The following is a 9415-nucleotide window of genomic DNA, read 5'->3' as shown; positions in this document are numbered from 1 at the left end:
TTACCGGCACGGAGAAGAGAGAGAAGGGACCGGCATGCCGGACGAGATCGACTACGCGGTTGTGATCAATGACGAGGAGCGCCACTCGATTTGGCCTGCGTGCGACGAGCCGCCCGCCGGCTGGCAGCGCACCGGGTTCAGCGGGGCGAAAGCGGCGTGCCTCGCGCACATCGACGAGGTCTGGACTGATATGCGGCCGAAGAGCCTGCGCGAACGCATGCGTGCGGCCGGTGCAGACGATAGCCGATGAGCGTCAGCACGCGGGGCTGGCTCCGCGAGCCGGCCGCCTCGTCCGGCCGGCTGCGTCTGGTGTGCTTTCCCCACGCCGGCGCCGGGGCCTCGGCGTACTCCGGCTGGGCGCAGTTGCTCGCGCCCGCGGTGCGGGTCGTCTCGGTGCAACTGCCCGGCCGGGAGGAGCGGATCAAGGAGCCCCGGCACGAGAGGCTGGAGCCGCTGCTCGACGCGCTCCTGCCCGAGCTGCGGCAGGAGCCGGAGGTGCCGTTCGCCTTCCTCGGCCACAGCATGGGCGCCCTCATCGCGTACGAGGCCACCCGGCGCCTGGCCGAGGCGGGCGCGGCCCTGCCCGTGCGGCTCTTCGTGTCCGGACACGGCGCGCCGCACCTGCCCTATCGCAACCCGCACATCAGCCGGCTCCCCGGGGAGCAGTTCCTCGCCGCCGTACGGGCGCTGAACGGCTTCCCCGCCGAGGTGCTGCGGGAGCCGGCGCTGGCCGCCCTGGTGGCGCCCACTCTCAGGTCCGACTTCAGCGTCTGTGAGAACTACCGCCACCGGCCCGGCGAGCCGCTCGGCTGCCCGATCTCCGTCTTCGGCGGAACCACCGACGACGTCTGGCAGGGCGATCTCGCGCAGTGGCGGAGCCTGACCTCGCGAGATTTCCGGCTGCGGATGTTCTCCGGCGACCACTTCTTCATCCATGCCGAGCGCGAGCGCGTCATTCACGCGATCGCCGAAGACCTCGGCGTCGCCGCAGGCACGGCGACGAGAAAGGAACAGTAGCCCACCATGCGTATGGACGGGCCGCCGGAGGCGCCGCTGCCTCCTCTGGAGGCGGTCGACCTCTATGATCCCGAACGCTACCGCTCGGGGACGCAGCACTCCGCCTGGGCGGCACTGCGCCGGGAGGCGCCAGTACATCGGCAGGAAACCCCCACCGGCATCCCCTTCTGGTCGCTGACCAGGTACGACGACGTCGTGGCCGTGCTCAAGAACACCCGCCGGTTCAGCTCCGAGTCCGGCACGCTGCTGTCGGTGATCGAGGGCGACGCCGCGGGCGGCCAGACGATCCTCCTGACCGACCCGCCCGAGCACACCTATCTCAAGTCGCCGATCGCCAAGCTGATGTCCCGGCACACGACCCGGGCGCACGTGGAGGCCATCGACGCCAACGTGCGGGCACTGCTCACCCCGTGCCTGGAAGGCGGCCCCCACGACTTCGCCGAGCTGATGTCGGTGCTGCCGATGGCGGCGGCGGGCAGGGCGCTGGGCATCCCCCGCGAGTACTGGCCGGACGTGGCCCGCTGGACCATGACCGGTCTGGCGCCCGAGGACCCCGCCTTCGCCACCGGAAGCCCCGCCGAGACCCTGCGCGCCGCCCATCACCAGCTCTTCCTCGTCTTCGAGGAGATCATCGAGCAGCGGCGGCGGCGACCGGCCGACGATCTGATCACGGTGCTGTCCACGCTCGACTTCGGCGGGCGGAAGCTGACGACCGACGAGATCCTGCTGAACTGCTACACGCTCGCCATGGGGACGAACTCGACCACCCCGCACGTGGCCGCCCAGATGATGCTGGCGTTCCTGGAGAACCCGCGGGCGTGGCGCGCCGTCCAGGAGGACAGGTCGCTGATCCCCACCGCTGTCGAGGAAGTGTGCAGGTGGGCGACGCCCACCAACCACCTGATGCGCCGGACGACGGCGCCGGTCGAGATCCATGGTGTGCCGATCCCGGCGGATGCCCCCGTCTGCCTCTGGATCGCCTCGGCCAACAGGGACGAGAACGTCTTCGCCGACCCCTACCGATTCCAGCCCGATCGCGCCCGGAACCCGCACATCGCCTTCGGGCTGGGCACCCACTACTGCACGGGCGCACGGGCCGCCCGGATGGTGCTCGGCGCCCTCCTGGACGAGATGGTCACGCGGTTCGACCGTTTCGATCCGGCCGGCGAGCCCCGCCACCTGTACTCGAACTTCGTCAACGGCCTCGGCAGCCTGCCCGTGATCGCTCACCCGAAGGTCCGGTCGGAGGCAGCCGTGCCCATGGGAGGACTCCGATGACCATCCATGATCTGGTGGCCGAGCAGCGGCGCCTGCGGCCCGGCGCCACGGCCGTCACCGCCGGCGGCACCCGCGTCAGCTACGCCGAGCTGGACGCCTGGGCGGACGAGGTGGCGCGGCGCGTGCTCGATCGGGGGGTCTCGCCGGGGGCGCGGGTCGCGGTCTCCGCCGAGCGCTCGGCCGCCTACGTGGCCGCCGTCCTCGGCGTCCTGAAGGCCGGTTGCGCCTATGTGCCGCTCGATCACGGCTACCCCCGGGCCAGGCAGGACTTCATCCTCGACGACTCCGGGGTAGCGCTGACGCTCGTCAGCGGCGGGCCCGCCGGTGACCGCCGGCTGGTCATCCCGCCCCCCGGCGAGAGGACGGCCGGCGGCGAGCTGCCCTGCGTCACCAGGGCGCAGGTCGCTTACCTCATGTACACCTCCGGCTCGACGGGCCGGCCGAAAGGCGTCCTGGTCGAGCACCAGCAGGTCGTCTCGCTGGTGCGCAACGACGAACGGCTGCACGTCAGGCCCGGCGACAAGGTCGCCCTGTTCGCGCCGCTGGCCTTCGACGCCTCGACGTTCGAGCTGTGGAACACCCTGTGCCGGGGCGGCGAGCTGGTCGTCTTCCAGAACGGGTGGGACTCGGTCGACGACCTCGGACGCGAGCTGCGGGCCGTGCGACCGGACTGGCTGTTCCTCACCAGCGGGCTGTTCCATCTCCTGGCCGAGCACGATCCCGCCGCGCTGGACTCGGTCGGCCGGCTGATCACCGGCGGCGACGTGCTCTCGCCGCGGCACGTCGGGGCCGTCGCCGGCCGCGGCACGGTGCGGCTCTTCGCCGCCTACGGCCCCACCGAGACCACCACCTTCGCCTCCTTGCACGAGGTCGATCCGGACCGGTCGCTGGTGACCGTGCCGATCGGGCGCCCGCTGCGCGGCGTGCGCATGTACGTCATGGACGAGGGACGCAGGCGGGAGCAGGGGGAGATCGGGGAGCTCTACATCGGCGGCTCGGGCGTGGCCCGGAGCTACCACGACGCCGACGACCTGACCGCCGCGAAGTTCCTGCCCGACCCGTGCGGCGGCCGGATGTATCGGACCGGCGACCTGGCTCGCGAACTGCCCGGCGGCGAGTTCGAGTTCCACGGCCGTGTGGACCGGCAGGTGAAGATCCGCGGTCATCGCGTCGAGCCGGGAGAGGTGGAGGCCCACCTGTCGGCGCACCCGGCCGTGGCCATGGCAGTCGTCAGCGCGCTGGAGGACCCCAGCGGGGCCAAACGCCTGGTGGCCTATCTCGTCCCGGCCGGCGGGCAGGACGTGCGGATCAAGGACGTCAGGGACTGGCTCGCCGAGCGATGCCCCGCGTACATGCTGCCGTCGTCGTTCGTCTCCATCGCAGAGCTGCCGCTGGACGCCAACGGCAAGCCCGATCGCGGAGCCCTGCCCTTCCCCTGGTCGCGGCGGGACGACACGCCGAACCTGCGGCCCTATCGGAAACCGCGCAACACGCGCGAGCGGCTCATCGCCGCGGTGTGGGCGGAGGTGCTCGGCCTGGACCACGTGGGTCTCGACGACGACTTCTACGACCTCGGCGGCGACTCGCTGCGCAGCGTGGACCTGCTGGCGCGGCTGCGCAAGGAGGGCATCACGCTCTCCGCCCTGGCCTTGTTCCGGAACCCCACGGTGGGGGATCTGGCGGCCTCCCTGGACGAGCCGGAGGTCGCGTAGATGCCGGGGTCACCGTGGCTGGTCCCCATCGCGGCCCGGGACGACGCGCCCGCCCGGCTGTTCTGCCTGCCGTACGCCGGCGGCTCGGCGGCCGGCTTCCGGGCGTGGTCGAGCCTGGCCGCCCGCCTCGACCTGGACATCCAGGCCGTGGAGCTGCCCGGTCACGGACGGCGCATCGGCGAGCCGCCCGTGCTGGACCCGGACGAGATGGCGCGGGTGGTCGGCGCCGCCGTCGACCGGCCCTACCTCGTCTTCGGGCACAGCCTCGGCGCACGGCTGGGCTTCGAGCTCTGCCGGAGGCTGCGGGTCCGGGGCCACGGGGAGCCTGAGCGGTTGTTCGTCTCGGGGACGCCGGGGCCGCGCCTGCCCCGCGTCGGGCGGGGCGATTCGCGGCTGCCGGAGCCGGAGTTCGCCGCCAGGGTGAGCGGCATGGGCGGCACGCCCGCGGCCATTCTGGCCGACCCGGAGCTGCGCGCCCTGTTCCTGCCGGTGATCAGGGCGGACTTCGCCCTGGGCGACGCGTACGAGTATGTCGGGGACGCGCCGCTGAACTGCCCGATCACCGCCTTCGCCGGGTCGGCGGATCCCGAGGCGTCCCCGGAGCAGGTGGGCGCCTGGCGGGCGGAGACGACCGGGGACTTCCGGCTGCACGTGGTCGACGGCGATCACTTCTTCGTCCACACCCGGCTGGACACGCTGCTCGGGTTGCTCGCCGACGACCTGGCCGCCGTCACCGAGCCCGGGGCTCAGATCGGTCAGCCTCCGTAGGGGACGGTGATGATCTCCAGGTTGTGGCCGTCCGGGTCGAGCCAGTAGAGGCCGCGGCCGCCGTCGTTGGTGTTGATGCGGCCCGCGTGCCGGTGGTACGGGTCGGCCCAGTAGGTGAGGCCGCGGTCCTTGATCCGGGCCCAGATCTCGTCGAACTCCGCCTCGCTCACGAGGAAGGCGTAGTGCTGCGGGTGCACGTCGCCGTCCGCCTGGATGACGTCGAGGGAGACGCCGTTGGCGAGCTCGACGACGCGGAACGGGCCGAACTCGCCGGCCGGCTCCAGTCCGAGGACGTCCACCAGGAAGCGGGCGGTGGCGTCGCGGTCGCGGGCCTCCACGATGGTGTGGTTGAGCTGTACGGGCATGGGCGCCCCTCCTTTCACCGTCCGTCCCAGGCTACGTCCGGCCCGCGACGGGCGGGCCGGGCAGCGGAGGCGGACAACGGGGGCGGACAGCAGGGCGGGTCAGCTGGCGGGGCGGGTCAGCCGGCGAGGCGGAGGGCTTCGGCGGCCACGGCGTGGCGCAGGGCGCGCAGGCCGTCCCGGCCGCGCACCGGGTGGACGGCGTTGGTGAGCAGCACCACCGTCAGCCCGTGCGGCGGCGAGACGACCAGCGAGGTGCCGGTGAACCCGGAGTGCCCGAACGCGCCCGCCAGCGGCCCGACGATGCCCGGGTCGCCGATGCGCACGCCCAGGCCGTGCCGGAACGGCGCCCCTTCCGCGCCCTGGTCGCGCAGCATCTCGGCCACGCTCTCCCGCCGCAGCAGCGGCCGCCCGCCGGGGGCGGCGCCGCCGAGGCGGAGCGACTCGCCGAGCGCCAGGACGTCGTCGGCCGTGCCGAAGACGCCGGCGTGGCCCGCGACGCCGCCGAGCGCGTAGGAGGTCTCGTCGTGCACCTCGCCGCGCACGCAGCCGGGACCCGGGCGTTCCGGCTTCCACTCGGTGGCGGCGACGCGGTGGAGCTCGGCGGGCCGGTAGCCGGTGTCGGCCAGGCCCAGGACGCCGGTGACGCGGGCGGCCACCAGCGCGTCGAGCGGGGCGCCGCCGGCCACCTCGGCGACCCGGCCCGCCATGATCATGCCGACGTCCGTGTACAGGTACGGGCCGCCCACCGGCGCGGTGACGGGCGTGTCGATCATGGCCGCCATGCGGGTGCCGGGGCTGGCGTCGGGCAGCTCCAGGTCGATGCGGCGGATCGGCTGCAGGCCCGCCGTGTGGGTCAGCAGCCGGCGCAGGGTGATCCGCGCGTCGCGGCCCGGCAGCCAGGTCGCCACCGGTTCGTCGAGGTCCAGCAGGCCGTCCTCGGCCAGCGACAGGATGGCCGCCGTGGTGAACAGCTTGCTGATCGACGCCAGGTCGAAGATCGAGTCACGGCGGGCCGGCGGCCTGTCGCCGGCGAGCGTGAAGTCCGCGTCGCTGTAGCGGACGAGCTCCCCGGCGGCGGCGGACGCCACGACCGCGCCGTCCACGGCGATGAGCGCGACCGCGGCCGGGCACACGCCCGGCACCCCCTCCGCGAGGATCGCCTCCAGCCGGTCGGACATCTCCTCATACCTCCCCGTATGCGATGGCCCGTATGCGATGGCCCGTATGCGATGGCCCGTATGCGATGGCCCGTATGTGACGGCCCGTATGTGACGGCCCGTACGTGATGGCCCGTGTGGTGCTTCGGTCAGCTCAGCGCGTCGCTGAGGCGCTCGCCGTGCGACTCCAGCAGCGCGCGGGCGCCGTCGGCGTCCAGCCCGTGCTTGAGCATGACGACGGCGATCTTCGCGTGCCCGCCCGCCGCGTCCAGCGCCTTGCCCGCCGCGTCGTGGTCGGCGCCGGTGATGTCGCTCACCATGCGCACCGCCCGGCCGGCGAGCTTGCTGTTCATGGCCGACATCTCGATCATCTTGTTCCCGTACGTGCGTCCGAGGCGCACCATCGAGATGGTCGAGATCATGTTGAGCACCAGCTTCTGCGCGGTGCCCGCCTTGAGCCTGGTCGAGCCGGTCACCACCTCGGGGCCGACGACGACCTCGATGGCGTGCTCGGCGGCGGCCGACAGCGGAGCGCCGTCGTTGCACGACAGGGCGGCGGTGAGCGCGCCCCGGCGGGCGGCCTCGGCCAGCGCGCCGAGCACGAACGGGGCACGCCCGCTGGCCGACACGCCCACCACGGAGTCGAGCTCGCCCACCTCCAGCTCGGCGAGCGCGGCGGCGCCCGCCGCGGTGTCGTCCTCGGCGCCCTCGATGGAGCGGGTCAGGGCGTCGGGGCCTCCGGCGATGATCCCCACCACGAGCTCGGGGTCGGTGCCGAAGGTCGGCGGGCACTCGGAGGCGTCGAGCACGGCGAGCCTGCCGGACGTGCCCGCGCCCACGTACAGGAGCCTGCCGCCCTTGGCCATCCGCGCGGAGATCGCGTCGATGGCGTCGGAGATGGCCGGGATGGCCACCGCGACGGCGGCGGGCACGGCCGCGTCGGCCTGGTTCATCAGCCTGGCGAGCTGCGCCGTCGGCAGCCGGTCGATCTGGCTGTAACGGGGGTCGCTCTGCTCGGTGGACAGCTCGGGTAGCGGATCAATCATGACGCTAATTTCCACCCTTTACTTCTCTCTTGTAAATATCTTTCAGACAATGGGTTCATGTCATACGTACGCACCGGAGCTGAACGGCTGGCCGCGGATCCTTCGCTGGCGGCCGGAGCACGCCTCGGCCTGATCACCAACCCCACCGGGGTTCTGCCCGACCTGACCCCCACCGCCGACGCCCTGCTGGCCGCCGGCACGCCGCTGACGGCGCTGTTCGGCCCCGAGCACGGCATCAGGGGCACCGCCCAGGCGGACGGGAGCGAGCAGGACCCCGTCGACCTGCGGACCGGCCTGCCGCTGTTCGACACGCACAAGGCGTCCGGCGAGGCGCTGGACGAGATCGTCGCCCGCTCCGGCGTGGACACGCTCGTGTTCGACATCGCCGACGTCGGAGCCCGCTTCTACACCTACGTCTGGACGATGTACGACCTGATGGCCTCGGCCAGCAGGCTGGGCCTGCGGTTCGTCGTCCTCGACCGGCCGAACCCGCTCGGCGGAACCGTCACCGAGGGCCCGCTGCTCGACCCGGCCTTCGCCAGCTTCGTCGGCCGCTTCCCGCTGCCGGTGCGGCACGGCAGGACCGCCGGGGAGCTGGCCACGTTGTTCGGCTTCGACCTGGACCTGCGGGTCGTCACGATGGAGGGCTGGCGGCGGGAGATGTCCCACGCCGACACGGGCCTGCCCTGGGTGATGCCGTCGGTCAACATGCCCACCCCCGACACCGCCCTCGTCTACCCCGGCACCGGGCTGTTCGAGGGCACCGGGTTCTCCGAGGGGCGCGGCACCACCCGGCCCTTCGAGCTGGTCGGCGCGCCGTACGTGGACGAGCGCTTCCAGCCCGCGCTGGCGGCGCTGGACCTGCCCGGCGTGCGGTTCAGGGACACCTGGTTCACGCCGACCTTCCACAAGCACGCGGGCACCGCCGTACGCGGCGTCCAGCTCCACGTGCACGACCGGGAGGCGTTCCGGCCGGTGCTGACGGGGCTGTCGATGCTGCACGTGGCCCGCACGCTCTACCCGGACGACCTGGTCTGGTGGGGGCCCGAGCTGTTCATGGACCACCTGTGGGGCTCCGACTCGCTGACCAGGTGCCTTGAGGAGGGGCGGGACCCGCGTGAGCTCTGCCCCGACCCCGCACCCCCCGGCGGGCCACTGCTCTACGGGTGACCTCACGCCAGTTCGCGCCCGTACAGCCAGAAGACCCTCTCGGCCCGGGCGCCGACGGCGCGCGAGTAGAACCGCAGCGGACCGACCCAGCCGATCTGGGCGGTCCGCTGACCGGCGGCGCGCTGGTCGGCCAGGCAGCGGCGCAGCAGCACCCCGCCCACGCCCAGGCCGCGCGCCTCCGGCGCGGTGCCCATGGGGCCGAACCACGACGGGCGGGCGCCCCAGGCGGCGAATCCGAGGACGCGGCCGTCTCGCTCGGCGTGGTGCACGCCGGCGGCGTTGGCCACCTCCCAGGCCCAGTTCTCGTTCCAGTGCTCGCGGGCGAAGGCCACGACCCGCTCGCGGCCGTCGCCGGTGGCGTGCACGCTCACGCCCTGCCCGGCCAGGCGGCGCACGTCGTCGCCGGTGGACAGGTCGGCCGACAGGTCGGCGGTCATGTTCCAGGCGACGCGGGACTGCTCGTAGCCGAGGCTCTCGGCCAGGCAGGCGGCGGCGGTGTAGCGCACGTCGATGCCGGGCCAGGCGTAGCAGGGCGGGTTGCCGGCGAAGACGGCGCGCCGGGCGCCCTGCCCGCGCAGCCAGTCCTCCGCCGCGCGTGCCAGGGCCCGGCCGCGCCCCTCGCCCTGGCGGTCCGGGTGCACGGCCAGCAGGTCGATGTGGCCGACGCCCGGGTCCCTGCCCGACACGGAGGCCAGCGCGACGCCGCCGTCGGTCAGCAGCGCGGTCCAGCGGCGGCCCGCGGGCGGGGCCGCCAGCCGGCGGACCAGGGCGGGCGCCTCCCCGGCGTCGAGCGTCAGGGCCGCGCGCGCCACCTCCCCGGCCGCGGCGAGCTCCGCGTCGCCGGGGTCCGCCACCACGCGCACGTCCGGCAGCGGCCGGGACGTGTCAGGGGAGGAGGGCAC

General features: G+C 73.4%; 10 protein-coding genes. 6 read left to right on the top strand and 4 right to left on the bottom strand.

Features of this window, described 5'->3' with window-relative positions; translation table 11 throughout:
- Positions 1–34 precede the first annotated feature (34 nt).
- Genes AB0J53_RS39675 through AB0J53_RS39655 form a run of 5 tightly spaced genes read left to right on the top strand, consistent with a single transcriptional unit; the run spans position 35 to position 4775 of the window.
- The gene (locus tag AB0J53_RS39675) at positions 35–250 is read left to right on the top strand and encodes an MbtH family NRPS accessory protein (RefSeq protein ID WP_364182086.1); all 216 of its coding nucleotides are present in this window, start codon (positions 35–37) and stop codon (positions 248–250) included.
- Entirely contained in the window at positions 247–1017 is a 771-nt protein-coding gene (locus tag AB0J53_RS39670) for an alpha/beta fold hydrolase (protein WP_364182084.1), read from the top strand. Before AB0J53_RS39675 ends, AB0J53_RS39670 begins: the two co-directional genes overlap by 4 nt.
- 6 nt (positions 1018–1023) lie before the next feature.
- Positions 1024–2295, top strand: coding sequence for a cytochrome P450 (locus AB0J53_RS39665; protein ID WP_364182081.1), 1272 nt, complete (start codon positions 1024–1026; stop codon positions 2293–2295).
- Entirely contained in the window at positions 2292–4007 is a 1716-nt protein-coding gene (locus AB0J53_RS39660) for a non-ribosomal peptide synthetase (protein ID WP_364182078.1), read from the top strand. The genes AB0J53_RS39665 and AB0J53_RS39660 overlap by 4 nt, the downstream gene beginning before the upstream one ends.
- The gene (locus AB0J53_RS39655; RefSeq protein ID WP_364182076.1) at positions 4008–4775 is read left to right on the top strand and encodes an alpha/beta fold hydrolase; all 768 of its coding nucleotides are present in this window, start codon (positions 4008–4010) and stop codon (positions 4773–4775) included.
- Here AB0J53_RS39655 and AB0J53_RS39650 read toward each other — a convergent pair.
- The 3 genes from AB0J53_RS39650 to murQ all read right to left on the bottom strand — a co-directional run bounded on the left by AB0J53_RS39650 (position 4763) and on the right by murQ (position 7343).
- On the bottom strand, positions 4763–5140 hold the full coding sequence (locus tag AB0J53_RS39650; RefSeq protein WP_364182073.1) for a VOC family protein: 378 nt from the start codon (positions 5138–5140) through the stop codon (positions 4763–4765). The two genes, AB0J53_RS39655 and AB0J53_RS39650, sit on opposite strands and share 13 nt — an antisense overlap.
- A 116-nt stretch (positions 5141–5256) precedes the next feature.
- The gene (locus AB0J53_RS39645) at positions 5257–6318 is read right to left on the bottom strand and encodes a serine hydrolase domain-containing protein (protein ID WP_364182070.1); all 1062 of its coding nucleotides are present in this window, start codon (positions 6316–6318) and stop codon (positions 5257–5259) included.
- Between the two features lie 128 nt (positions 6319–6446).
- Positions 6447–7343 carry an N-acetylmuramic acid 6-phosphate etherase gene (gene murQ, locus AB0J53_RS39640; RefSeq protein WP_357590540.1) on the bottom strand — a complete coding sequence of 299 codons (897 nt, stop codon included), beginning with the start codon at positions 7341–7343 and terminating at the stop codon, positions 6447–6449.
- 57 nt (positions 7344–7400) lie between these two features.
- On the opposite strand from murQ, the gene AB0J53_RS39635 reads away from it, so the two are divergent.
- Positions 7401–8513 carry a DUF1343 domain-containing protein gene (locus tag AB0J53_RS39635; RefSeq protein WP_364182067.1) on the top strand — a complete coding sequence of 371 codons (1113 nt, stop codon included), beginning with the start codon at positions 7401–7403 and terminating at the stop codon, positions 8511–8513.
- A gap of 2 nt (positions 8514–8515) precedes the next feature.
- Here the strand turns inward: AB0J53_RS39635 and AB0J53_RS39630 are convergent, their stop codons facing one another.
- Positions 8516–9415, bottom strand: coding sequence for a GNAT family N-acetyltransferase (locus AB0J53_RS39630; protein ID WP_364182064.1), 900 nt, complete (start codon positions 9413–9415; stop codon positions 8516–8518).

The organism is Nonomuraea sp. NPDC049725 (assembly GCF_040674795.1).
Classification (GTDB): Bacteria; Actinomycetota; Actinomycetes; order Streptosporangiales; family Streptosporangiaceae; genus Nonomuraea; species Nonomuraea ceibae.
Note: the sequence above shows the minus strand (reverse complement) of the source record. Positions and strands in the feature narration are given on the sequence as shown.

Excerpts from the sequence above, each read along its gene's own strand:
- AB0J53_RS39655 (WP_364182076.1), top strand. The coding sequence starts at position 4,008 with ATGCCGGGGTCACCGTGGCTGGTCCCCATCGCGGCCCGGGACGACGCG.
- AB0J53_RS39670 (WP_364182084.1), top strand. The coding sequence starts at position 247 with ATGAGCGTCAGCACGCGGGGCTGGCTCCGCGAGCCGGCCGCCTCGTCC.
- AB0J53_RS39675 (WP_364182086.1), top strand. The coding sequence starts at position 35 with ATGCCGGACGAGATCGACTACGCGGTTGTGATCAATGACGAGGAGCGC.
- AB0J53_RS39660 (WP_364182078.1), top strand. The coding sequence starts at position 2,292 with ATGACCATCCATGATCTGGTGGCCGAGCAGCGGCGCCTGCGGCCCGGC.
- AB0J53_RS39665 (WP_364182081.1), top strand. The coding sequence starts at position 1,024 with ATGCGTATGGACGGGCCGCCGGAGGCGCCGCTGCCTCCTCTGGAGGCG.
- murQ (WP_357590540.1), bottom strand. The coding sequence starts at position 7,343 with ATGATTGATCCGCTACCCGAGCTGTCCACCGAGCAGAGCGACCCCCGT.
- AB0J53_RS39650 (WP_364182073.1), bottom strand. The coding sequence starts at position 5,140 with ATGCCCGTACAGCTCAACCACACCATCGTGGAGGCCCGCGACCGCGAC.
- AB0J53_RS39645 (WP_364182070.1), bottom strand. The coding sequence starts at position 6,318 with ATGTCCGACCGGCTGGAGGCGATCCTCGCGGAGGGGGTGCCGGGCGTG.
- AB0J53_RS39635 (WP_364182067.1), top strand. The coding sequence starts at position 7,401 with ATGTCATACGTACGCACCGGAGCTGAACGGCTGGCCGCGGATCCTTCG.